The 23,793-nt window shown below is 64.9% G+C and carries 23 protein-coding genes and 1 other RNA gene; 6 read left to right on the forward strand and 18 right to left on the reverse strand.

Features of this window, described 5'->3' with window-relative positions; translation table 11 throughout:
- The first annotated feature begins 38 nt into the window (after positions 1 to 38).
- The gene (locus NNX37_RS00725) at positions 39 to 1,130 is read left to right on the forward strand and encodes a carboxylate-amine ligase (protein ID WP_255790100.1); all 1,092 of its coding nucleotides are present in this window, start codon (positions 39 to 41) and stop codon (positions 1,128 to 1,130) included.
- A gap of 6 nt (positions 1,131 to 1,136) precedes the next feature.
- On the opposite strand, the gene NNX37_RS00730 is transcribed toward NNX37_RS00725, so the two are convergent.
- Positions 1,137 to 2,843 (reverse strand): alpha-glucosidase, encoded by a 1,707-nt coding sequence (locus NNX37_RS00730; protein WP_407079900.1) that lies wholly within the window; start codon positions 2,841 to 2,843, stop codon positions 1,137 to 1,139.
- Between the two features lie 200 nt (positions 2,844 to 3,043).
- On the opposite strand from NNX37_RS00730, the gene NNX37_RS00735 reads away from it, so the two are divergent.
- Positions 3,044 to 3,544, forward strand: a complete 501-nt coding sequence (locus NNX37_RS00735; protein ID WP_255790102.1) for a DUF1269 domain-containing protein — start codon at positions 3,044 to 3,046, stop codon at positions 3,542 to 3,544.
- A gap of 77 nt (positions 3,545 to 3,621) precedes the next feature.
- Complete coding sequence (locus tag NNX37_RS00740) at positions 3,622 to 3,984, forward strand: hypothetical protein (RefSeq protein WP_255790103.1); 363 nt, start codon at positions 3,622 to 3,624, stop codon at positions 3,982 to 3,984.
- A 97-nt stretch (positions 3,985 to 4,081) separates the two neighbouring features.
- On the opposite strand, the gene NNX37_RS00745 is transcribed toward NNX37_RS00740, so the two are convergent.
- The 7 genes from NNX37_RS00745 to ftsE all read right to left on the reverse strand — a co-directional run bounded on the left by NNX37_RS00745 (position 4,082) and on the right by ftsE (position 9,365).
- Positions 4,082 to 4,714 carry a uracil-DNA glycosylase family protein gene (locus NNX37_RS00745; protein ID WP_255790104.1) on the reverse strand — a complete coding sequence of 211 codons (633 nt, stop codon included), beginning with the start codon at positions 4,712 to 4,714 and terminating at the stop codon, positions 4,082 to 4,084.
- A 238-nt stretch (positions 4,715 to 4,952) separates the two neighbouring features.
- Positions 4,953 to 5,324: a transfer-messenger RNA gene (ssrA, locus tag NNX37_RS00750) on the reverse strand.
- Between the two features lie 64 nt (positions 5,325 to 5,388).
- The gene (locus NNX37_RS00755; RefSeq protein WP_255790105.1) at positions 5,389 to 5,748 is read right to left on the reverse strand and encodes a hypothetical protein; all 360 of its coding nucleotides are present in this window, start codon (positions 5,746 to 5,748) and stop codon (positions 5,389 to 5,391) included.
- Positions 5,745 to 6,218: an SsrA-binding protein SmpB gene (smpB, locus tag NNX37_RS00760; protein ID WP_229950528.1), complete on the reverse strand. Its 474-nt coding sequence runs from the start codon at positions 6,216 to 6,218 to the stop codon at positions 5,745 to 5,747. The genes NNX37_RS00755 and smpB overlap by 4 nt, the downstream gene beginning before the upstream one ends.
- 44 nt (positions 6,219 to 6,262) lie before the next feature.
- Positions 6,263 to 7,654, reverse strand: a complete 1,392-nt coding sequence (locus tag NNX37_RS00765) for a peptidoglycan DD-metalloendopeptidase family protein (RefSeq protein WP_255790115.1) — start codon at positions 7,652 to 7,654, stop codon at positions 6,263 to 6,265.
- 62 nt (positions 7,655 to 7,716) lie between these two features.
- Positions 7,717 to 8,619, reverse strand: coding sequence for a permease-like cell division protein FtsX (gene ftsX / locus NNX37_RS00770; protein ID WP_255790116.1), 903 nt, complete (start codon positions 8,617 to 8,619; stop codon positions 7,717 to 7,719).
- Entirely contained in the window at positions 8,616 to 9,365 is a 750-nt protein-coding gene (gene ftsE, locus NNX37_RS00775) for a cell division ATP-binding protein FtsE (RefSeq protein ID WP_255790118.1), read from the reverse strand. Before ftsE ends, ftsX begins: the two co-directional genes overlap by 4 nt.
- A gap of 165 nt (positions 9,366 to 9,530) precedes the next feature.
- Here ftsE and NNX37_RS00780 point away from each other — a divergent pair, with 165 nt between their 5' ends.
- Positions 9,531 to 11,717 carry an acyltransferase family protein gene (locus NNX37_RS00780; protein ID WP_255790119.1) on the forward strand — a complete coding sequence of 729 codons (2,187 nt, stop codon included), beginning with the start codon at positions 9,531 to 9,533 and terminating at the stop codon, positions 11,715 to 11,717.
- Positions 11,718 to 11,770: 53 nt separating this feature from the next.
- On the opposite strand, the gene prfB is transcribed toward NNX37_RS00780, so the two are convergent.
- Positions 11,771 to 12,889, reverse strand: a complete 1,119-nt coding sequence (prfB, locus tag NNX37_RS00785) for a peptide chain release factor 2 (RefSeq protein ID WP_255790121.1) — start codon at positions 12,887 to 12,889, stop codon at positions 11,771 to 11,773.
- Positions 12,890 to 13,058: 169 nt separating this feature from the next.
- Here prfB and NNX37_RS00790 point away from each other — a divergent pair, with 169 nt between their 5' ends.
- Positions 13,059 to 13,343 (forward strand): antirestriction protein ArdA, encoded by a 285-nt coding sequence (locus NNX37_RS00790; protein ID WP_255790122.1) that lies wholly within the window; start codon positions 13,059 to 13,061, stop codon positions 13,341 to 13,343.
- 224 nt (positions 13,344 to 13,567) lie between these two features.
- On the opposite strand, the gene NNX37_RS00795 is transcribed toward NNX37_RS00790, so the two are convergent.
- The 9 genes from NNX37_RS00795 to NNX37_RS00835 all read right to left on the reverse strand — a co-directional run bounded on the left by NNX37_RS00795 (position 13,568) and on the right by NNX37_RS00835 (position 21,046).
- Positions 13,568 to 14,692, reverse strand: coding sequence for a glycosyltransferase (locus NNX37_RS00795; RefSeq protein ID WP_255790123.1), 1,125 nt, complete (start codon positions 14,690 to 14,692; stop codon positions 13,568 to 13,570).
- A gap of 311 nt (positions 14,693 to 15,003) precedes the next feature.
- Positions 15,004 to 15,414 carry a pilus assembly protein TadG-related protein gene (locus tag NNX37_RS00800; RefSeq protein WP_255790124.1) on the reverse strand — a complete coding sequence of 137 codons (411 nt, stop codon included), beginning with the start codon at positions 15,412 to 15,414 and terminating at the stop codon, positions 15,004 to 15,006.
- Between the two features lie 71 nt (positions 15,415 to 15,485).
- Positions 15,486 to 15,923 (reverse strand): hypothetical protein, encoded by a 438-nt coding sequence (locus NNX37_RS00805; RefSeq protein WP_255790125.1) that lies wholly within the window; start codon positions 15,921 to 15,923, stop codon positions 15,486 to 15,488.
- A complete protein-coding gene (locus NNX37_RS00810; RefSeq protein ID WP_255790888.1) occupies positions 15,907 to 16,341 on the reverse strand; it encodes a TadE/TadG family type IV pilus assembly protein in 435 nt (144 codons plus the stop codon). The genes NNX37_RS00805 and NNX37_RS00810 overlap by 17 nt, the downstream gene beginning before the upstream one ends.
- A complete protein-coding gene (locus NNX37_RS00815; RefSeq protein ID WP_255790922.1) occupies positions 16,338 to 16,604 on the reverse strand; it encodes a hypothetical protein in 267 nt (88 codons plus the stop codon). The genes NNX37_RS00810 and NNX37_RS00815 overlap by 4 nt, the downstream gene beginning before the upstream one ends.
- Positions 16,605 to 16,689: 85 nt before the next feature.
- Positions 16,690 to 17,628, reverse strand: a complete 939-nt coding sequence (locus NNX37_RS00820; RefSeq protein ID WP_255790126.1) for a type II secretion system F family protein — start codon at positions 17,626 to 17,628, stop codon at positions 16,690 to 16,692.
- Positions 17,625 to 18,482, reverse strand: coding sequence for a type II secretion system F family protein (locus tag NNX37_RS00825; protein ID WP_255790128.1), 858 nt, complete (start codon positions 18,480 to 18,482; stop codon positions 17,625 to 17,627). Before NNX37_RS00825 ends, NNX37_RS00820 begins: the two co-directional genes overlap by 4 nt.
- A complete protein-coding gene (locus NNX37_RS00830) occupies positions 18,479 to 19,705 on the reverse strand; it encodes a CpaF family protein (RefSeq protein ID WP_255790129.1) in 1,227 nt (408 codons plus the stop codon). The genes NNX37_RS00825 and NNX37_RS00830 overlap by 4 nt, the downstream gene beginning before the upstream one ends.
- 225 nt (positions 19,706 to 19,930) lie before the next feature.
- The gene (locus NNX37_RS00835; RefSeq protein WP_255790130.1) at positions 19,931 to 21,046 is read right to left on the reverse strand and encodes an acyltransferase family protein; all 1,116 of its coding nucleotides are present in this window, start codon (positions 21,044 to 21,046) and stop codon (positions 19,931 to 19,933) included.
- 359 nt (positions 21,047 to 21,405) lie between these two features.
- Between NNX37_RS00835 and NNX37_RS00840 the strand changes: the two genes are divergently transcribed.
- Complete coding sequence (locus NNX37_RS00840; protein ID WP_255790131.1) at positions 21,406 to 23,703, forward strand: GH25 family lysozyme; 2,298 nt, start codon at positions 21,406 to 21,408, stop codon at positions 23,701 to 23,703.
- Positions 23,704 to 23,793: the final 90 nt, after the last annotated feature.

Below are 23,793 nucleotides of genomic sequence, written 5' to 3' on the forward strand. Positions count from 1 at the left end.
GTCGAAATCCGGCGTGATGGGTGCAGGGAGAAATGCACATGGTTTTCACCTTCGGCATCGAAGAAGAGTTCCTCCTGATGGACGCCCGGACCGGGCTTCCCACCGGAGCCCAGGAACTGACGCGCGCGCTGATCACCCCGGAGCATGGCTCGTTCACTACTTCCGCCGAACTGCTGGACGCACAGGTAGAGAGCTCCACCCGGATCTGCACCACCAGGCACGAAGCCCTGGACGCGCTGCTGGGGTTCCGGTCCCGGCTGGCAGCGGCGGCAGCGGCAGCGGGGGTACGCGTAGCCGCCACGGGTGCGGCGCCGCGGATCGCCGATGTGCCTCCCGTGCTCAATTCCTCGGACCGGTACCGGCGGATGGGCGTCCTGACCGGCGCCGTGGCACACGAACAGTACGTCAACGGCACCCATATCCACGTGGGCATTGACTCCCGCGACACCGGTGTACGGGTCTTGAACGGACTCCGCCCCTGGCTCGCCCTGCTGGGTGCCGTTGCCGCCAACTCCCCCTATTGGCGCGGACAGGACAGCAGCTTCGCCAGCTGGCGGATGGTCCACTACCGGCGCTGGTCGGTCCAGGGCTGTCCGCCGGTTTTCTCCGATGCGCAGGACTATGCCCGGAGGCTTCAGGGGCTGCTGGACACCGACGTGGTGCTCGACGCCGGGCACGTCGGCTGGGCGGCCCGGCTGTCCGAAAACTTCCCGACGGTGGAGATCCGGATTGCCGACGCCCAGTTGGAGGCCCGGGACACCCTGCTGCTGGCGGCCCTGGTGCGGGCACTGGTGGATACGCTGGCGTCGGCCGTGCCGTCATCCGTACCGGTGGCTGTCCCCGATCCGGAGCTGCTCGATGTCGGACTGTGGCAGGCCGCCCGTTTCGGCATGCACGGGAACCTCGTGTCGCATCCCGGCGGCAGCATTCCCGCGGCCGAGCACCTGTCCGCCCTGCTGGAGTTCGTTGCGCCGGCGCTGGAGGACGCCGGTGACTCCGATTTTGTGGCTTCGGGTGTGGCTCGGCTGCAGGGCATGGGCACCGGTGCCGACCGGCAGCGCGCCGCAGTCCGGTCCGGCGGCTATGCGGAGCTGGCGGATCTGTACAGCCGCAGCCTGACCGCCCAGTAACTGCCTTCAGCCGCCCGTGTACGTGGAAACATCCAGGATCCGTGCTTCCCAGGGGCGCAGCAGGTGGCGGTCGCCGGCGTCTGCGTAATTCCCCAGGAGAAGGCTGCCGGATTCCAGATTGGACGGCACCCCCAGCTCCTCGCCGGATACATTGCCCAGGACCAGCAGCGCCCGGTCGCCCCGGGTACGCCGGAACGCAAACAGGGTGGGATGGGCCGGATCCAGCATCTGGAAATCCCCGAGCGAAACGAGGTCCGACTCATGTCGGAGCCGGATCAGCTCCTGGTAATACCGGAAGACGGACCGGGCAGCGGCGCGGTCCGCTTCCACATTGACCTCGGGATAGCCGGCAGCGGGCTCGATCCACGGCGGAACATCGGAAAAACCCGCATACTCTCCCGCCGTCCACTGCATGGGCGTGCGGGCGTTGTCCCGGCTCATCCGCCGCAGCGCTTCCAAGACCCGTTCCCGGTCCTCACCCCGTTCAAGGGCCTCGGCGTAGTAGTTCAGCGATTCCACGTCCCGGTACTGGTCGATCGAGGTGAACCCGGCATTGGTCATGCCGATCTCCTCGCCCTGGTAGATGTAGGGGGTTCCCCGCTGCAGATGCAGCAGGGTGGCCCACATGGTGGCGGATTCATACCGGTACCGGGTGTCGTCGCCGAAACGGGAGACGACGCGCGGCTGGTCATGGTTATTCAGGTAGAGGCTGTTCCAGCCGGTGTCTGCGAGCCCGCGCTGCCAGCGGTTCCAGCTTGTCTTCAAGTCCGTCAGGTCCAGCTGCCGGTAGTCGAACTTGTCCATTCCCTGGTCCAGGCTGACGTGTTCAAACTGGAAGACCATATCCAGCTCCCGCCGCCGCGGGTTGGTAAAGAGCAGCGCCTCGTCAACGGTCACTCCCGGAGTCTCCCCCACGGTCAGGTATTCTCCGCTGCGTCCGTCAAAGACCTCGCGGTGCATTTCCTGCATAAACTCATGGATGCGCGGCCCGGAAATGAAATAGGGCGACCCGTCGCCCCAGATGCCGGAAGGATCCACTACGCCGTCCGGCAATGCAGGGTGCTTGGAGATGAAGTTGATGACGTCCATGCGGAATCCGTCCACGCCCCGGTCCAGCCACCAGTTCATCATGGCGTACACCTTGGCCCGCACCCGGGTGCTTTCCCAGTTCAGGTCCGGCTGCTGCGGCGTGAACAGGTGCAGATAGTACTGCCGGGTGAGCGGATCGAAGGTCCACGCCGAACCGCCGAAGAAGGACCGCCAGTTGTTCGGCTCGGCACCCGGCTCGCCCGGCTCGAATCCGGGCCGTGCGTCCCGCCACCAGTACCGGTCCCGCTTCGGTGACATCCTGGATGACCTGGAGCTCTGGAAACCCGGATATTCGCTGGACGTGTGGTTGACCACCAGGTCCATGATCAGGCGGATACCGCGTTCATGGAGTCCTGCCAGCAGCCGGTCAAACTGTTCTTCCGTGCCGAACATCTTATCGATCCGGCGGTAGTCGCTGATGTCGTAGCCGTTGTCGAACTGCGGTGACTGCTGGATCGGTGACAGCCACACCACGTCGATGCCCAGGTCCGCCAGATAGTCCAGGTGCTCAATGATGCCGCCGAGGTCGCCGATACCGTCGCTGGTGGAGTCGGCAAAGCTGCGGGGATAGATCTGGTAGACGACGGCGTTGGTCCACCAGGCGGGTCCGTTGGTAGCCGGCATGGACATCCGTCCTTTCACCATGTGCTCTGCATAATACGTCCGGGCCGGCAGCCCGCACAGGGTCGCCGGGGGTTACTGCGCAGCCTCTGCCCGGGTCGTCCGTTTTCCTTGTCCGCGCCGGTACGCAGCACTAACGTTGGCGCTGCCGACAGGTCCCGTGTGCGGACCTGTCCCGAACTCAACCGTTTGGAGTAACTGCCATGGCAACACTGACCGTTTGGAAGTTTTCGGATGCGGATGCTGCGGAACGCGCCACGCAGACACTCGCCAGCCTGCAGTCCCAGGGCCTCATCAATGTCGAGGACGAGGCCATCGTGACGTGGCCCGAAGGGCGGAAGAAGCCCAAGACCATCCAGGAACACAACCTCGTCGGGGCAGGCGCCCTGGGTGGCGGCTTCTGGGGGCTCCTCTTTGGGCTCATTTTCTTTGTTCCGCTCATCGGCGCCGCGGTGGGCGCCGCCATCGGAGCAATGTCGGGATCGATGGTGGACGTCGGCATTAACGACGATTTCATCGCCCGGGTGCGGAACGAAGTAACGCCCGGAACTTCGGCGTTGTTCGTCCTGTCCAGCAACGCGGTCGAGGACCGGGTTGCGGAGGCATTCAAGGACTACTCAGGGGCGAAACTGATCTACACGAACCTTTCGAAGGACCAGGAAGCCAACCTCCGGGAAGCGTTCTTCGAGTCATCTCCCGCCTAGGACGCGTACGGGGCGGGTATCACCTGAGGACGGCAGCGTTAGTCCGGGTGGCGCCCGCCCCGGTATCGTTTAAGGCGATGATTACACGACGCGAAGCCGCACAGATCCTAGATATTCCGCTCGAAATGGCCACGCGCCACGGCATTCCCCCACGGATGGACGACGCCGACTTGGCACGGCTGCAGGCCGACCCGCCCGGGTGGCTGGTCCAGTCCCGGGCCAACCGCACCGGAAAGCGGCCGGTATGGGTTCAGCTTTCCTGTTCCGTCTGCGGCTACACGGAGGCGGCCCGGCCGAAGAAGTGGTGGCCGGAGTTCACCTTCATCGCGTGCGAGGACCACCGCGTGCGGGAACTTCCCGAGCTGCCCGCCGGTGCGGTGCGCACCGAATACCCCGGTGTCGGCTCCCGTTTCATCGGTGTTGTGGACGCGGCAGGGTAACTCCTCCGACGCCTAGCCGCGGCGCCGGCGCCAGGACTCATCCCCAACGCTCTGCGGCGGGGACGGTCCCGGGGCAGCCGGCGCAGCTCCGGCCGCGCTAGCGTGAGGCGGTCAGCCCGGTGCGGGCCATCGCATCGGTGTAGGCGGCGCGCATGTCGTCCAGGGCTTCCTGCTGCCGTTCTGCGGTGGCACCGAAGGAACGGCCGGAGAGTGCGCGCGCCTTGTAGACCTTGATGCTGCGGCGGTAGATCATCCGGTTCTCGGTCTTGAGGAACAGTGCTGCCAGACGCTGGGCCTCGGTGCCGTGCGCCACGATGACGGAGGCGCGGGGCACGAGCGCCAGGAAGCGCAGCAGCGGCCGCAGTCCTTCCTGGACCTGTTCCTTGGTCAGCTTGCCGTTGGGTTCGCCCGGTACGTGCCAGGGATACGCGTTCCACGGCATCACGAACTCTGGCCGCAGCCCCGCCTGCCAGTGCACCCCGAGAAGCCGTGCGACGGCGTCGTTGTCACCCGCGGTGATGAACCCTGATTCGTGGGCGGTACCGATATTGGAAAACAGGCTGACGATCCGGCACTCCCCGATGTCGTGCATGGGATCGATGTAGGGCACCTGGCTTCCCGGCTTCATTTCAGCCAGGGCGTCGCAAAGCTGGTTCACCTCGGCGACATTGGGGTCATAGCGTCGGTTCCAAAGGTCATCATGCTGGGATTCGAGTGCCGGGCTTTGCATAAAGTGGTGCGTCTCCTACGAGGTCTTGCGACCGGTTATACCGCCCGCTCCGGATCATGCCGGCGCGGGTACTGCCTAAATCAAAGTTTACCAACGCCCCGTGCCCGGGCGTACGGGAATCTGCTCCGTGACGGGTGAAACCCGGCAGGTGTGAGAAACAACTCTCCTGAAGGTTTCCGGATTAAACGACCGAAGCGGGGAGCGTCCGTAGACACTCCCCGCTTCGGCTGGAGATTCTCAGTGGAGATGGGGGGAATCGAACCCCCGTCCGATGTCGCTTTGTCAGGGCTTCTCCGGGCGCAGTCTGCATCGGATTTTCTCGGTCCCAGCCATCACGCAGACAAGTGGCTGATCCGGACCCAGCCGTCTAAAAGTCCCGAACACCCCAACGGCGAAGGTGTTCAGCAGTGGCCCTCTAAATGACGCCAGGCACCGGGGCGAGAGCATCCCCGGGCTGACGGACTATGCCTTACTGCTTAGGCAGCAAGAGCGAAGTCAGTGCGCTTTGATTCGGCACTTATTGGTTTACAGAGATCGTTAACGAGATAACCCTGTATCCTCGGCCCGCTTCCCCTGTCTCAACAAAACATCGTCGAAACCGGTCATCCCCTTATTGAGTTACCAATCCGGCCGAAGCCGGAACACTTATTATAGCGCATGCTGCCGGGACGGACTCAGAGCCGGATTCCAAAGACCACCACGGGGGATCCCCAGACCACCAGCAGGATCCACGAGATCAGGACAAAGAGGACCGACAGAATACTCAGCGCGGTCATGCCCGGGGCCTTGCTGCGGAAAGCCCACGCGAACAGGGCAATGTTCGCCAGAACCAGGACAGGCGCAATCCATACCAGCATCGAGGCGAGGTAGAGGTAGTACGCCGCGAAGAACGGAACCACCACCAGGATCACCACCGGTACTACGGCCAGGACAATCAACAGGTCGACGGCCGTGACGATCCACGTCCATACCGGCTTCCGCGCGGACGCTACCTGGGCTTCTTCTCCCTGCGGTTCCCAGAAGGTTCCACTCATGCGCCGCGGTTCTTCTCCCGCATCGCCCGCAGTGCCTCACGGTTGTCCTGCTTCTCGCGCAGCGTGTGGCGCTTGTCGTACTCCCGCTTACCGCGGGCGACGGCGATCTCCACCTTCGCCCGTCCGTCCAGGAAATACAGCTGCAGCGGCACGATGGTAAAGCCGGATTCGCTGGTCTTACGCAGGATCTTTTCCAGCTGCTCCCGGTGCAGCAGCAGCTTGCGGCGGCGGCGGGCGGAGTGATTGGTCCAGCTTCCGTTCAGGTACTCCGGGATGTACGCGGCCTCAAGCCAGAGTTCGTTGTTGTAGAACGTAGCGAACCCATCCACCAGCGAGGCCCTGCCCTCACGCAGCGACTTCACCTCGGTGCCCATCAAAACCATGCCGGCCTCGTAGGTATCAAGGATTTCGTAGTCGTGCCGGGCCTTACGATTGGTGGCCACTACCTTACGGCCACTTTCCTTAGGCACGGGGCAACTCCTTAGTAGGTTGAAACGAAAATTCTATTCTAGGCCTACAGCAGCCGCATCGGGTCCACAAGGTCGCCGTTCAGCACGGTCTCGAAGTGCAGGTGGCAGCCGGTGGAGTTGCCGGTATTGCCGACGTAGCCGATCAGCTGTCCCTGGTTGACCCACTGACCGCTGGAGACCGCGAAACTGTTGAGGTGGTAGTAGTTTGTCGCCAGGGCGTTGCCTTCCACCACACCGTGGTTGAGGACAATCCGGTTGCCGGTGCCGATCATTTCCCCGCCGCCCTGATCTGCCCGCCACACGTGGCCTGCTGCCGGGGCATAGACCGGGGTGCCGCAGGACGGAGCGAAGTCGATGCCCGAATGCAGGTAACCGCCGTTGCCGAGGAAGTCGATGGACCCGGCCGGCGTGGCCCGCCAGCCGAATCCGGAGGAGACCGGGGCACCGTTTACCGGATACCGCAGGCCGAAGGAGGACGGACTGCTGGGCTGCGGAACGACGGCAGCCGGCGGGGCGGGACGGTTATTGCGGGCGGCTTCTTCGGCTGCCGCGCGGTTCTCGGCATCGATCCGCGCCTGTTCGCGCTTCCGGTATTCCTCGAGCAGGACCCGCTGCCTCTCCGCAATGTCGGCAGTGACCTGCGCGCTTTCCTTTTCCAGGGTGGCCATCTGGGCCTGGAGCCGCGGTTTCTGTGCTTCCAGCTCCTGGTTCATGGCCGAGGCCTGGGCAACGAGGTCATCCACTTTCTGCTTCTCCGCGGCTGCGGAATCACGGGCGGACTGCTCGGCCATGAGCGCTTCTTCGGCCTGGGCCTTGAGCTTGTTGATCTCGTCCGCCACGGCTACCAGCCGGGCCTCGGAGTTCACATTGTTGGCATTCTGTTCGGACAGCTTTTCCACGGCGGCGTTCTGGCCCTTCAGTGCCTGCTCCGCCATGCCGAGGGAATCGCTGAGGCTGTCGGCACCCTTGGCGCCGAACATCAGCGAGAGGGTGGACGGGACGCCGCCGTTTTTGTATGCCTGGGACGCGATCTGCCCGATCGCTTTTTCGGTGGCCGCGATGTCTTCACGGTCCTTCTCGATCTGCGCGGTGATGGTCTCGTGGGTGTCCTGGGCGAGGGCCACGCGTTCGTTCAGGGCGCTGACCTTGCCGGCGGCACTGTCAACCCGTGCTTCGGCGTCGGCGAGCTGCTGCTGGGCGGCCGGGAGCTGGCCCTTATAGACGTTGAGCTTTGCCACCGTTTCGGCAATGTCTTCGCCGAGGTACTCGTAGTCCTGGTGGACCTTTTCCTTTTCGGCTTCGATGGCGGCCTTGCGGTCCTCCAGCTCGTCGGCACTGGCTGTGCTGCTGAACGCAACGGAAAGCGTCAGGGTCAGGACGGCGGCAACCGCCGCCAGGGCCCGGGACGCCGGCGCTCGTCCACTACGTTTAGGCACAGCATTATCCATTGACGAGACTCTCCATGATCTTCAGCATTCTCTTCCCAGTGCTCATGACTCTAGACCTTCAGGTATCGGCGGAGTGTCAACAGCGAGGATACTCCAGCCAGCAGCGCCCCGAGAACAAGTAGCAGGGGGGTCAGATACAGGACTTGTTCCGATGAAATAAAGGCCGTGGTGGGGTACTGGCGGGCCAGCGCGCCGATAAAGAAGTGTGCGGTGCTCCAAAGGGCAACGGAGGCCAGGACCGCGCCGATGACGGCGGCTATCACGCCTTCCAGCACGAACGGCAGCTGGATTACGGCCTTGGAAGCGCCGACCAGGCGCATGATGCCGGTTTCCCGCCGCCGGCTGAATGCCGAGAGCCGGATGGTGGTGGCAATCAGCAGGATGGCGCAGACCAGCATGACGCCGGCAATGGACAATGCCGCAACGGAGGCGAGGTTCAGATACGTGAACATCTTTTCGAACAGTTCACGCTGGTCGCTGACCGACTCCACGCCCGGCTTGGAGGAGAAAGCCTCATTGATGACCTCGTATTTTTCCGGATCCACCAGGCTCACGCGGAAGGATTCGGGGAGCATTTCAGCGGTGATGCTGTCCACGATCGGCGAGTTGGCGAACTGTTCACGGAAGTGGGTCAGCGCTGTGTCCTGATCTTCATACTCGACACTCTCCACGTACCGGTCCGCCTGCAGGTCCGCTTCGATGGCGGCGCGCTGCTCGTCGGTGACGGCACCCGAAGCGCAGGATGCGGACGTGTCATTGTCCGTGCACAGGTAGACGGCAACCTGCACGCGGTCATACCAGTAGCCCTTCATCTGGCCGATCTGCAGCTGCAGCAGCCCTGCCGCCCCCACAAAGGTCAGCGACACGAAGGTCACCAGGATCACGGAGACCACCATGGACAGGTTCCGGCGCAGGCCGGAGCCGATTTCGCCCAGGACAAATGCAAGCCTCATTCGGACACCCCGCTCTCCCGGCTGTCGGGCTGCAGGTTATCCGCTTCCCCGGCCGGCTCGGGTTCACCGAGGTAGATGCCCTCCTGTTCGTCACGGATGATCTTGCCGTTGCGCAGTTCCACCACGCGCTTGCGCATCGCATTGACGATGTCGTCGTCGTGCGTAGCCATGACCACCGTGGTGCCGTTCTGGTTGATCCGGTCCAGGACCTTCATGATGCCCAGGGAGGTGGTGGGGTCCAGGTTTCCGGTGGGCTCGTCCGCAAGCAGGATGCCCGGCTTGTTGACAATGGCACGGGCGATGGCCACACGCTGCTGCTCGCCGCCGGAAAGTTCGTGCGGCAGGCGGTTGTCCTTGCCCTCCAGACCCACGGTTTTGAGGACCTCGGGAACGGAGTCACGGATCACGGCACGGCTGCGTCCGATCACCTGCATGGCGAAGGCAACATTCGCGAAAACCGTCTTGTTGGGCAGCAGACGGAAATCCTGGAAGACGACGCCGATTCCGCGGCGCAGCCGCGGCACCCGCCAGCTGGGGATCCGCGCAACGTTGGCGCCGGCCACGTAGACCGTTCCCCTGGTGGCGTGCTCCTCTTTCATGATCAACCGGATAAACGTGGATTTACCGGAACCGGAAGCGCCCACGAGAAAAACGAACTCGCCGCGGTCCACATCCAGGCTGACCGAATTGAGCGCAGGCCGGGATTTCCGGTCATAGAGCTTGGTGACATTGTCGAAAGTGATCATCACTACTTTGTGCCCATGGAGCGGCCGGAGACACGGGCCTTGGTTCGGGGTATGGGCACCGGCTTCTCGACTATAGCCAGCTTCTGAAGAGTGAGCCACAACCTAACATCGCGTGTCGTACTGCACACGCCGGTTACGGGCCAGCGGATGCGGTAGAGTCCTGCGGTGCCCACAGATTCCTCCGTAGCAGCCCCCGGTGCCGCCGCCGCGGAGGTTCCGGGTTTCCCGGGCACCTCCGGCGATCCCCTGGCATCCAGCAGAGGACGCCGTGCCCTGCGCAGCACCCAGGGCGGTTCCGCCGGCATCCGCCGCGACATCCAGGGCCTGCGGGCCCTCGCCGTCGTGCTGGTGCTGGTGTACCACGTCTGGCCGGCAGCCCTGCCGGGCGGCTTTGTCGGCGTCGACGTCTTCTTTGTTATCTCCGGCTATCTGATTGTCGGTTCCCTGGTCCGGGAACTCAATGCCTCCTCTTCCATTGCCCTGGCATCGTTCTACGCCCGGCGCATCCGCCGGCTGCTTCCGGCCGCGGCGACTGTCCTGCTCGCAACCCTGGGCGCAGCTGTGCTCCTCTTCCCCGAGGGGCGGTGGCAGTCAGTTGCCAGGGACGTTGCGGCCTCAAGCCTCAATGTCCAGAACTGGAACCAGGCCTTCAGCACCACCAGCTATGCCGGGGCCACGGCGGCCGTGTCCCCGCTTCAGCATTACTGGTCCCTCGCGGTGGAGGAACAGTTCTACCTGGTGATGCCCGTGCTCCTGCTCGGCGCCGCCGCCGCCGTCCGTGCCCTCGGAATCCGCGCAGGCCTGCCCGCTACCGCACTGGCGGTGGTCTGCGGCTTCTCCGTGGTGTCCTTCGCCCATTCAGTACAGTTCTCGACGTCGGACCCCGGCCTGGCCTACTTCTTCACCACCACCAGGGTCTGGGAACTCGGCCTCGGCGGAATCCTTGCACTCGCGGCCGCCGGAGGAACCCTGCCGCGGCAGCTTTCCACGGCCTTCGGATGGACCGGAATCCTGGTGATTTTCGCTGCCGCGGCCGGTTTCTCCACCGCGATGTCCTTTCCCGGTTGGGTGGCGCTGGTGCCCACCGCAGGAGCTGCGCTGTGCCTGATCGCCGGCCAGGGCGGTGATGCCGCCGCCGCACCGTGGATCTCGGCCGGCTGGTGGCAGTCACTGCGTCCGGTGGCGTACGTCGGGGACATTTCCTATTCCCTGTACCTGTGGCATTGGCCGGTCACCGTGTTCACCGTGTATTTCCTCGGACACACGCCTGGACTCTTGGAAGGCGCAGCAATCATCGTCTCGAGCGTCCTTTTGGCCGTGCTGTCCACGCGGTTCATCGAGAAACCGTTCCGCCGGTTACGGGATAAGACCGGGTCTGCGGGCCGTCACGGAGCGAAGAAGGGGACGCACCGCGGCACTTATGCACTGGCGGCGGTCCTGATCACGGTTCCGATCGCCGTTGCCGCCGTGCCGTACGGAGTGGTCCAGCAGAAAATCACTGACCTGACCGCGGACTACGATTCCGGCTCCTATCCCGGCGCCATGGCTTTCGATCCCCGGGACCCGGCAGCTGTGCCCGGGGATCAGCCGCTGCGGCCGGCACCCGCGGCCGCGCTGGCGGACGTCCCGGATATCGACAGAGCCTGCACGTCCTACGATCCGGCGAAAACATCCTACGAGGAATGTGTGTTCGGCGATCCCGAAGCGACGCGGGCAATGGTCCTGGTGGGTGATTCCCATGCGGCGCAGTACATGGCCCCGCTGGATGCTGTTGCAAGGGACGGCGGCTACCGCCTCTATGTCCTGACCCGCAACGGATGCCCGTTCAATGCCGAACCGCTGCACAGCGACACCTATGTCTACGCGCCATGCGCCGCCCAGAACCTCGAAACGGTCCGGGACATCCTGGATATCAAACCCGAACTCGTAGTGACGTCGGCCATGCGGCCGGACAGCTACGAGCACGCCCTCGGCTGGAGCTGGGACTCCGGGCGCCGCGCCGTGGACGGCTATCTGGAGGTGCTCGAGCCGCTGGAGGACGCAGGCATCCGGATCGGCGTCATCGCCGACATTCCCTATCCGAAGTCCAGCATCCCCGACTGCGTGGTGGAAAAGGACAGCGCGGACGACTGCTTCGTGCTCCGCTCCGACCTTGCCGGGCAGGACGATCCCCTGGTTGAAGCGGCCGAACAGCTGGACGGGAGCCGAACCGTCGATCTGACGGACTATTTCTGCGGCGACGAGCGGTGCCCGGCCGTCATCGGTAACGTCCTGGCCTACCGGGACAACCACATGACGAATACCTTCGCCCGGACCCTGGTCCTGCCGCTGCGGGAGAAGCTGGGCTTCTAGCCGGGCAGTGCGGTCCGGCGGGCCGGGCAGTGCGGTCCGGCGGGCCGGGCAGCCTACTTGCGGGCCGAGACGCTGCCGTGCGCGCGCCAGCGGATGCCGGCGTCGATGAAGTCATCAATCTCGCCGTCGAACACGGCCGAGGTGTTGCCCACCTCGTGCTCGGTGCGCAGGTCCTTGACCATCTGGTACGGGTTGAGCACGTAGGAGCGCATCTGGTCGCCCCAGGACGCCTTGACGTCGCCGGCGAAGGCCTTCTTCTCGGCGTCCTCCTGCTCCTTCTTCAGCAGCAGCAGGCGGGACTGGAGCACGCGCATGGCTGCGGCGCGGTTCTGCAGCTGCGACTTTTCGTTCTGCATGGACACCACCGTTCCGGTGGGAAGGTGTGTGAGCCGCACGGCGGAGTCGGTGGTGTTCACGGACTGGCCGCCGGGGCCGGAGGACCGGAAAACGTCTACGCGGATCTCGTTGTCCGGGATGTCGATGTGGTCCGTGGGCGCAATCAGCGGGATAACCTCGACGGCGGCAAAGGAGGTCTGCCGGCGGCCCTGGTTATCGAACGGGCTGATGCGGACCAGGCGGTGCGTGCCGGCCTCCACCACCAGGGTGCCGAAGGCGTAGGGGGCCTTGACCTCGAAGGTGGCGGACTTCAGGCCGGCCTCTTCGGCATAGGACGTATCCAGGACCGTGGTGGGGTACCCGTGGCGTTCGGCCCAGCGCAGGTACATCCGCAGCAGCATTTCCGCGAAGTCGGCAGCGTCCACTCCCCCGGCGCCGGAGCGGATGGTGACCACGGCTTCGCGTTCGTCGTACTCGCCGGACAGCAGGGTCACCACTTCCAGCTGCGACAGGGACTTGCGGAGGGACTCCAGCTCCGTCACGGCCTCTGCCCTGGTCTCGGCGTCGGCCTCGTCCTGGGCCAGCTCCACCATGACCTCAAGGTCGTCGATGCGGGACTCGATGGTCTGCAGGCGTTCCAGCTCCGACTGGCGGTGCGAGAGTTTGGAGGTGACCTTCTGCGCCTCGGAGGGGTCGTCCCAGAGATCGGGGACGCCGGCCATCTCGCTGAGCTCTTCGATGTCCTCTTTGATCTTTGCCACGTCCGAGACCTCTTCGATGGAGGCGAAGGTGGAGCGGAGGGCGCGGATTTCTGCGGGAAAATCTATTTCTGCCATGGTGCTTACAGCCTACGCCATGTCCCTGTGCCGCCGCCCGCCGCCGTCGTCGTGCCGGGCACGGGAAGTGCGGGACGCGCCGGGGAGGTGCGGGCCGGGGCGTCGGCGGGCGGCGTTAGATTAAAGGGACGGATACGGAACTGTCTGCCCTTTCGAAGGAGCTAAAGCCTTGACCCATCCCGAGCGCGGACGCATGTACAGCCTGGACGAACTCAACGACCTCGCCGAGCAGGGCGATCCCTGGGCCATGGGGAAGGTCGATGAGTGGGAGCAGCACTTCTCCAACGAATATGTGGGCAGCATGAAGGACAAGTGCCCCGACCGGAACTGCGAACAGTTCGGCGAGCCGGTGACCATTTGCTACGGCGAAAACGGCAGGATCCTGGACGTGGACCACGGCGGCTGGGGGCACGGTCCGGTGCGCGAGGCGGAAGAGCAGCGGAGGGCGTCGTAGCGGCCTGCACGCTTCAGGCGTACTGCACCGGTGCCGGCCGGTGGTTGGGGACATCAAGGTGCCCGCTTTTGCCTAGGGCCGGTTGGACGAATTCCTCTTCAGCAACGTGAACAGACCTACCGCAACGAATATCCCGCCTAGGATAAACAGGACCGTCGTGCCTATCTCCAACCCGGTTGCCGCGAGCCCGGCGACAAGACCGGCAGCCAGACTTACTCCCAGCATCATCCCACCCCCTCTGCTTTGTATTGCGCAGCCCACAAGTCGCGATCTTTGTGGGTGATCTTTTTGCGGAGGATTTCCCCCCAGGAAGCGAGAATCCATCCGCCGCGTATGCACGCCAAGAGCTCAATCGGGAATATACAGACGACGATAAGGAAGTCCCACTTGTCCTTATACGGGACGCGAAGGGCAGTCTTGAGGTTGATAGCTACGAACAATAAGGGCACGAGCAGTCCCCACCAAGCTATTGTGAAAGCATCCAGGTATAGCGCCAGGGAAATTACCATCACCCAGAGCGCCCGGATTGCAGGACCGAGCAGATTGAGCATCTGGCTCGCCCAATCCCTGACGGTTAGACGGTTGACTCCGAAGCGAAGCAGATCCTGCAGGGTACCTGCCTGCCACTTCATGCGCTGCCCCCACAGGGACTTCAGGTTCTTCATCCCGTCCGTATATGCCCTGATGGTGGTGGATACATAGGTCTTGTATCCCGCTTCCCGAAGTCGGTAAGTCAGCTCGTAGTCCTCCACCGCGCTTTCGTACGACCACGGCCCTTCCCTGTCATCCCTCGCGGCAATCTCCCTTAGGGCCGCACCGGAGAACGCAGACCCGGCGCCTGCCAGGACATTGGTCCACCCATGATCCAGCCCCTGTTGGATGTTGTAGGCGTATTCGGATTTCTGCAGTCTGCACCACAATCCGGGCTGCCGGATGGTGAATTTGGAAGTCGATCCTCCGAAGAGACGCTTCCATGATTCCTTCTCCCAGTCTTCGATGGCGTTAGGGACAAGCACAGTGTCTGCGTCCATGGACACCACGAGATCGGAGTAGCGGCCATACAAATTCCACCCCCTGTTCATGGCCTCGGACTTCCGGTGTTTCAAGCGGGGCAGGTCCATGACGGTTACGGGGTACTTCTTTGCCACGTCCACCGTCTGATCAGTGCATCCATTGGCGATAACGACGATCCGGTCCGGCAGCCGGGTCTGCACGAGAAGGGACTCAATGGTTTGCCCGATGGTTTCTTCCTCGTTGTGTGCCGGTACCAGTACTGTGATATCGATTTTCTCCCCGCGCACGCGGATCAATTCCCGGGTCTCGCCCTCGATTACCCCTACTGCATCCACTGGCGGTCCTCCGTGTAGGCGCGGGATGGACCGGACATGTCGTCTCTCCCGCGAGAATGGTGCAGTCCGTTTATGGCTACGGCGTCAGGCTAGGGACGAGTGAGGGCTTTAGCGAGGGTAGGACGCGGGCGAGCGAAAAGTCGGGTAGGCTACCCGCGGCTCGGGTCGGCTACCCGCGGCGCCGGAGGCCCTGGGAGCAAGTAGTCCGCGGCGGCGCCGGTGTAAGGGAACGGGGCGGCTGGGGCACGGTCCGGTGCGCGAGGCGGAAAACAGCGGAAGGCGTCGTAGCCTTTCCCGGGATCGGCAGAGCCTCACTGCAGCAGCCGGGCACGCGCCTCGCTCACCGCGGTGATGGAGATTCCCTCCGGCACCAGGAAATTCACTATCGGCGGATAGACCCGGGCCGTCAGCACCACGCGGGCCGTCCGGCCATCCGCAGTGCCGGTCTCCTCGGCCACCGCCAAATCCGTGAACCGTCCCTCCGCACCGGTGTCGACAAGATAGCTGCGTGCGGCATTGCGCACGGCGTCGGCCTGAAGCACCGCAGCGGGACCGGCTCCCGGGCCGGCCTCCCCCAGCGAGAAGGTATCGGCCGCAGCCACCGCCGCACCGTCGGCGGCCGAGAGCAGCTTCTTCTGCCCGAGATAGACGCTTGACGCCGCCATCACCACGGTGACGGTCAGCATCGCCAGGACGGCGTACCCGATGATCAGCACCCCCACCTGTCCCCGCTCCCCATCCTCCCGCTGCCTGCCCGGCGGTCTGGTCCGGAGCCCCGGGCTCGCTGCCGGGTTCATCCGAACCGCTCCACAATCTGCGTGGACTCGGAATCCACTACTACCGGTGATCCGGCGGTCCACGGCAGCCCGGGAAGAGGCACCTCGAACCGGATGCTGACTGTGACTGTCGAGCCGGGCACCAGGCAGGTGTCGGAACAGCTGACGTCCACCAGCATGCTGTCGGCCTCCAGCCCGAAGTCGCTCAGCGCGAGCTCGGCTGCGTCCGCCGCCCGCTGCTCGGCAACGACGGCGTCGGGCGCCGCCGCATAGACCCGGGCCGCCGCATCCGCTGCGCCGACCACCGCGAATGATGCCGCCTGCACCTGGCCGACGGTAATCACCAGGTACACCACCGGCACCAGCAGGAGCAGGCCCAGGAAAATGAATTCGACAACGGCACTGCCGTCTTCCTCCGGCGGCTGCCTCTCCGTCCCCTCACCGCAGGACGGCATGTCCCCGGACCTCCATTCCGCCGCCCGGACCAATGAACCCGATAACCGGCAGGGGTGCCCGCACCGTGATTTCCAGCAGGCGTGCCCCTTCCACCGTCTGCTCTGAGTAGCTGACGTCCCCGGCGTAGTCCTCGCCAAGCGCACCGCCGATCAGGGACACCGCACGCTCGACCCCGTCCGCCGGGGTGCGGTCCGCCAGCGTCCCGTAGCGCGCGCCGGTTGCAGCGGCGTCGATCAGCGTATTGCGCACATGCAGCACCAACGCCAACTGGACCACGGCCATAAACACGAGGCTCACCAGCGCCCCCACCATCACGAAGTCGACGACGGCGGACCCCCGCTCCCGGCCAGGGCCCCGGCCCGCGCTGCGGTGCCGGCCAGTCCGGACGGCAGCAGCACGGCGCCGTCCACTGCCTATGGCTGCACCTGTTCGATTGCGGATTCGAACAGCCGCTCGAGGGCAGGCTGAACCAGGACCAGCAGCCCGGCTACGAGGATGGCGGACATGAGGGTGATCATCACCCAGCCCGGCACATCGCCGCGCTCCGGATCCCCCGGCATCAGCGCCGTCCGGAACCGCTGCACCAGCGTGTGCCACCATCCCGCGGCCACGGCGATGGCGGCTGCCCACCCGGCTGCCCATGTGCTGAGCCGGTTCCTGCTTGGATTACTGCGGTTCATCGTGACTCCATCCCCTCGTAGGGCTTCCATGGCTTCTTCCCCGTGGCTTTCTCCTTGTTTCCCGGGTTTCCCGGGCCCACGCAACTCACAGGCCCAGCCGCAGCAACGCCAGGCCGGGGAAGACCGCAAACAGCACGGTCAGCGGGAGGATTCCGAAAATGACCGGCACCATCATGGCTATTTCCTTCTTTCCCGCTGTTTCCATCAGGTCACGCTTGGCGGTATCGCGGACATCCTGGGCCTGTGCGCGCATCACGTCCGCCAACGGTGTTCCGCGGTCCACTGCAACGGTGACCCCGTCCACGAACCGGGTCAGCGGCGCCAGTCGGATGCGGTCCGAGAAGTCCTGGAGGGCTGCGGTCAGCGGCTGCCCGGAACGGGTCTGGGCCAGGACCCGTTCAAATTCATCCGCCAGCTCTCCCTGGGCCGCGGCACAAACACGTTCCAAGGCTCCGCCGGCGCTCTCCCCCGCACCGACGGCGAGCGCCATCATTTCGGCCAGGCTGGGAAACTGGGCGAGGATCCGGCTGTTGCGGCGCCCGATCTGCTGTGTCAGCAGGTAGTCACGCAGCAGGAACCCTGCAGCCGCACACGCACAGGTCAGCAGCGCAACCGGCACAACACCCATGCGGCCGCTCCCGGCAAGGAGCACTCCGGCTGTCCCCCCGGCCAGGAACCCGCCCCCGGCAAACAACACCTGTTCGGCACGGAAATCCGACACCGTTTTGTTGCCGCCGGCCTGCTGCAGCCGTACAACGAGGGCACGGTTTGCCGGCGACCACCGTGCGAGCCGGCGGACGGCGTCGCGGAGCACCGGACGCAGGATCCGCTCCAGCGGACCGAACGGCGTGAGGTCCGGGGCAGGCAGGAGAAGCCGCGACGCAGGACGGACCGAGCGCAGCTGCGGTTCCACCCGCTCGGCGAAGGTCGTGTGCCGCAGCAGGGGCAGCCGGTGGACAACCAGCACCAGACCGGTGCCCAGCAGGACTCCCGCCAGCACCGCCGCTGCTGTCCCGGGCGTCACCGCAGCACCCTTACGTCTTCGGGCAAGGCCCCTATCCGCATCATCAGGCGGTAGCAAAGGACGGAGATGCCGATCCCGGCAACGAGGACAGTGGCACCGGCCGCCGAGTTGTACGCTGCGGCCGTTTCCGGCCGGGCTGCCAGCAGCAGCAGCACCGCCCAGGGCGCTCCCACGGCCAGCCTCGCCGCATTCACGGTCCAGGACTGCCGGGCCAGCAGTTCGCTGCGGGTTCGTGCGTTCTCGCGAAGGAACCCGGCCAGTGTGCCAAGGAGCCGGCCCAGATCGGTACCGCCCACCTGGCGAGTGATCCGCAGCGCCTCGATGATCCGGTCCGCGACCGGATCAGCGAGGTTGTCCTTGAGCCGGGTCAGCGAGTCCTCGAAGTTGCCCCCGGCCCGGTAGTCCGCGGCAAACGAACGGAAGTACCCCCGCAGCTCCTCCGGCCCGTTCCCCGCCAATTGGATGAGCGCTTCCGGAAGCGACAGGCCTGCCCGGATTGCCGAGCGCAGGTGGTCGACGACGTCGGGCCATAGTTCCGCCAGGGACGCCCTTCGGCGGCGGGCCTGGAAACGCACGAGCGCATAGGGCACTGCCGAACCAAACAGGCCGAAGCAGGCTGCGATGGGCAGGGAAAGTGTCAGGATGAACAGCAGGAGCATCACACAGCTGCCTGTGACCGCGCAGCTGACGAGGAGCCCCGGCGCCTTGACCCGTTCGATTCCTGCCTGCCGCAGAAGGTCGTCGAGGTACCCGGTGCGGCGCCGCCTGGACCGGGGGCGGGCGGGGGTACTCCAGCAGGACTGCCACAGCAGCAACAGCCCCATGCCCAGGACCAACCCGACGGCGGCGCTCATGCCGCGGCACCGAGCAGGGCGGCGATGTTGACACCGGCGGAGGCAAATTTATCGGCCGCCGGCATGGAGGAGGCCGTCACGGTCAGTTTCCCGTCCACCTGCCCGAACACGGGAGATGACTCAATGATCCCGCCCTCGACGCGCCGGCCCAGGGCCAGGATCTCGCTGACCTGCCGGCGCCCGGTGCCGGTCCGGGCGCAGTGAACCACCAGATCGATGCAGGACGCCACGGTCGGAACCACGAAGGCACTGGAAATGTTTGCGCCCGCCAACAGCGGCAGCGTGCACAGTTTGGTTACCGCGTCCCGTGCACTGTTCGCGTGGATGGTGCACATCCCAGGCAGGCCTGCGTTCAGGGCGATCAGCATGTCCAGGCTCTCGGCTTCCCGGACCTCCCCGACGATCAACCGGTCCGGCCGCATCCGCAGTGCTTCTTTCACCAGCCGGCGGAGGGGAATCTCGCCTTGACCCTCCAGGTTTGCCTGGCGGCATTGAAGCCCCACCACATCGCGCAGCGGCAGCTGCAGCTCAAAGATCTCCTCCACGGTCACCACGCGTTCCCGCGGACCGATGGATGCACCAAGGCAGTTGAGCATGGTGGTCTTTCCCGCCTGCGTTGCTCCCGAAACCAGGATGTTCAGCCCCGCAGCAACGGCGGCTCCGAGGAAGCGGGCAGCATCCGGGGTCAGGGTGCCCAGCTCAACCAGGTGGTCAAGACGGCGGGCACGGGCCACGAATTTGCGGATATTCACCGCCCAATGCCGTCTGGTCACATCCGGGATGGCCACGTGCAGGCGGGAACCATCCGGCAGGGCTGCGTCCACGAACGGCGAGGAAAGATCAAGGCGCCTGCCCGAAGACTTCAGCATCCGTTCCACCAGCAGCCGAACCTGCTCCGGTGTCAGGGTCAGGGAAGTCAGTTCGGACCGGCCGTCCCGCGCAAGGTAGATCTCCGAGGGCGAGTTGATCCAGACTTCCTCCACCGTGGGGTCGTCCAGCAGCGGCTGGAGCACACCGAAGCCGGCAACGGCGTCGAACACCTGCCGGCGGACCATGTCCGGCCTGCCCAGCGGCGGGAGGCTGCCGAGCAGCGACCGTTCGTCGTAATCCGAAACCGCTGCGTCCACCAGCCGACGGACTTCGGCGAACTGCTCCTGCGGATCGAGTCCGCGCACGCGGATGAGCTCCCGCACCTCGTCTTCGACGATCTGCACAGCATCCATGGACATCCCCCGCAATCACCGGACGCAGTGCCCGGGACGAGACTGGCTGGCCTAAGCGGCCACGGGCCACAGAGTAGGGGCAGGATGCTTCAGAAGCGAGAGTAGTTCCGGGCAGCTGTGGATAAGTCCGGCGGGCTGGACGGCGTTGGAACATTTCGTTCCAGCGAACGGTGTCCTGCAGTCCCAGGATGGAAGCGGAAGGCTCCTCCGCAGGCCGGCAGCAGCCTAACCACCAGCGCGGGCAGGTACCGGCGCGGCCACGCCGGACTGTTCCGCAGTTGCCTTCCCCCGCCCCTTGAGCCGCATGGCAGGCGCCTCTATCCAGGTGAAGCTTGCCCACGCCAGCGGAACGATGCAGGCAAAGGCAAGCAGCAGATAGGCCGGCAGCTGGAGCTCCGGAAACCTGACTTCCACAAGGTTCTGCACCGGTACCCCGTAAATGTAGATGCCGTAGGACAGGTCCCGTTTCGTGCCTATCCCCCGCAGCGGGAGTACCGCACCCAGAACGAAGACGATCACCGTAAACGGCAGCGGCGCCAGCACAGCTGCGGTCCCGGTGAGGATGCAGACCAGCAGCAGGACGGCGGACGCGGCCAGCACCGGCAGGACCCGGATCCGCTGCGCGTGGACATACAACAGCGCCCCGCCGGTGAAGGCCGCCACGAGCGGAGGGGCCAGAGTCAGTTCGCTCGGCGGCACGAGGCCGATGTGTGCAGCCAAGGACGCCCCGGTGGCGCCAAGGAAGGCAATGACCAATAAAATCTTGCGTCGGGCGCGTATTGCCGCAATACCAAGTATGCCAATACCCAGATAACAGCAGGCCTCCCAGAAGAGGCTCCATAACGCGCCGTTCCAAATCTCCCCCTCGGCCAATGTGGTCCCGATTGTGGGCTGCGAAACGATGGGCGGGTAAAGGAGGAGATTGCGGGCCACGTAACTCAGGGATTCGCCGAAGGTGAAGGACCCGGATGATCCCAGGACAACCGAAAGCGGAGCGAAAACAAAGGCCACCAAAAGGAGCGCAACCAGGAATCCAGGGTAGATGCGCAGGAAACGGGCCCGGAAGAAACGGGCAGCCGGTTGTCCGTTCAGTCTGCTTCGGGTAATCAGGTAGCCGGAAATACCAAAGAATCCGAGCACTGACCAGGCGCCGAGGGTCCTCCCGCCCAGCTCGGGCTCCTCCCCGATCCCCCCGATGACCCAGGCATGGGACACCACCACGAGGCAGGCAAACATCAGGCGGATAGCGTTGAGGGAGTTGTTTTTCGGGTCGAACAGGTCGCCCAGGACAATACCCGATGGGCGTTGCCCCTTAAGCGGCGGTTGTAGATAACCGGACATTTAGGCATCTTTCGCTATGGCACCGAAATCCGGTGGAGCGCGGAGATAATTCCCGGCCGCTAATGAGCTGAATTACCTGCAGAACGTCCGCCAGCATAATGCAGCCGGGGTAGCATTCGCTGCATATGACGGGCGCCGGAGGATCCGGGCGGGCCGGCATCCGGGCGCCGAGGCGGATAAATCCTGCACCTGCGTCTATAAGGCGCGGCTACTTCCTACCGGAATTTGTGCAGCGGCCGATAGTGTCCAGAGACGCACCCATGCCCTACCTCGGGCAAACACCTGGAGAAACCGTGAATAAAACAACGCTCACCCGCTGGCTTGGGAGTGCGGCCCTAACCGGTGCCCTGGTTTGCAGCATGTCACCTGCGCTAGCCGGGCCCCTGGACCCAACCGCACCGTCCCCGTCCGCTTCCCCGGTACCCGCCACAGCGCCGACGACCACCCCGGAGACAACACCGGTACCGGCAAACACGGCGCCGGCTCCGGAACCTGCACCGGCAACCGCGCCGGCAACAGACGGGGGCGGTGATACCGCACTCAAGGCTCCGCCCGCACCTGCAACCCCCGAACCTGCCCCGGCGGATGCAGACTCCGCCAAGGCAACAGCGAAAGAGGAAGCCGGCCTGCTGGGCGCCCACATGGGGCAGGGCCTGGAACGCCTGCTGACCACCGGCGATCCCCAGGTCCCCACCGCTGAGGACGAACAGAAGGAAGCAGAAGCCGAGATCGGCCTGGAAGCGCCGTTGCGCGTTCCCGACACCACTGCAGGCGAACCGCCCGCGGCCACGGCCACGGCCACTTCCTTTGAGGCTAAGCCGGCCTATGCAGCCTCCATGGCAGCTACCTGGATGCCTGCCGGCATCCAGGGCCTGGACGTAAGCAGCCATCAGGAAAACGTTGACTGGGCTGCGGCATGGCGCCAGGGATCGCGCTTTGCCTATACCAAGGCAACCGAGGGCACCTATTACAAAAACCCGTACTACAAGCAGCAGTACAACGGCGCCGCCAACGTCGGCATGGTCCGCGGCGCCTATCACTTCGCCATCCCCGCGGTTGGCTCCGGAGCAGAGGAAGCAAACTTCTTCGTGAACAACGGCGGAGGCTGGTCCGCTGACGGGCGCACGCTCCCGCCACTTCTGGACATCGAGTACAACCCTTACCCCCAGCTGGGTAATACCTGCTACAACCTCAGTCCGACGCAGATGATCACGTGGATCAGGGACTTCTCCAATACCGTCAAGGCCCGCACCGGCCGCGTTCCGATGATCTACTCGACCACCGACTGGTGGCAGACGTGTACCGGCAACACGAACGCGTTCGCCAACCATCCGTTGCACATCGCCTCGTACGCCAAGGCCCCCGGGGCTCTTCCGAACGGCTGGTCGGCGTACACGGTCTGGCAGTACTCGAGCACGGGTCCCTTCGTCGGTGATTCCAACGTGTTCAACGGCACCACAGCTGATCTGGCCCGTTTCGTCCGCAACGATTCGCCTGCCGGCAGCGGTTCGCCCGCTGCTTCAGCCATCAGCCGGGTAGCAGCAGCCAACCCGGTTTTGGGAAAGTCCACCAGTTCAGTGAACTGCGGGCTTAAGGACGGCGGGTGTTACCAGAACTTCGACGGCGGAGCCGTGCTCTGGTCTCCCGCGACGGGGGCGCATCCCAGTCGCAACGGTTCGATCCGCAAGGCCTACCAGGCCAGCGGGTTCGAAAACGGAGTACTGGGCTATCCGCGCAGCCCCGAGGTCTGCGGCATCAAGAACAACGGCTGCTACCAGGATTTCCAGGGCGGATCCATCCTCTGGTCCTCCGCCACCGGAGCCCAGGTCAGCCCGAACGGCCCCCTCCGGACCGCTTACCAGAAACAGGGCTTCGAAAACGGAGCCCTCGGCTATCCCACGGGCGGACAGGTCTGCGGCATCAAGGACAACGGCTGCTACCAGAACTTCTCCGGCGGAGCCATCCTCTGGTCCGCAGCGACCGGTGCCCAGGTCAGCGCCAACCGTGCGATCCGCACTGCCTACCAGGCCGCCGGTTTCGAAAACGGGGTACTGGGCTACCCGAGAGGCCCCGAGGTCTGCGGCATCAAGAACAACGGCTGCTATCAGGATTTCCAGGGCGGAGCCATCCTCTGGTCCTCCGCCACCGGAGCCCAGGTCAGCCCGAACGGCCCTATCCGGACCTCCTACCAGAAACAGGGCTTCGAAAACGGGGCCCTCGGCTATCCCACGGGCGGACAGGTCTGCGGCATCAGGGACAACGGCTGCTACCAGAACTTCTCCGGCGGAGCCATCCTCTGGTCCTCCGCCACCGGAGCCCAGCCCAGCCCGAACGGCCCTATCCGGACCTCTTACCAGAAACACGGCTTCGAGAACGGCGGCCTCGGCTACCCGACCGGCGGACAGGTCTGCGGCATCAAGGACAACGGCTGCTACCAGAACTACCAGGGCGGAGCCATCACCTGGTCGAAGTCCGTTGGAGCACATCCGACGGCAGGGGAAATCCGCAGGAAGTGGCAGTCCACCGGCTTTGAGAAGGGTGTCCTGGGCTACCCCACCGCAGATGAAAGCTGCAAGGCCGGCAAATGCACCCAGCCCTTCCAGGGCGGACGGATCGACTGGACCAAGGCCGGGGGCGCCGTCGTCACCCGGAAGTAATTGTCCTGCCTGCTGCGGCTATGCGGCCGCAGCAGGCGGAACGCCAAAGAGCCGGCCGGGAGATCCCGGCCGGCTCTTTTGTGCGCCGAA

It is taken from the genome of Arthrobacter zhaoxinii, from assembly GCF_024385505.1.
Taxonomy (GTDB): Bacteria; Actinomycetota; Actinomycetes; order Actinomycetales; family Micrococcaceae; genus Arthrobacter_B; species Arthrobacter_B zhaoxinii.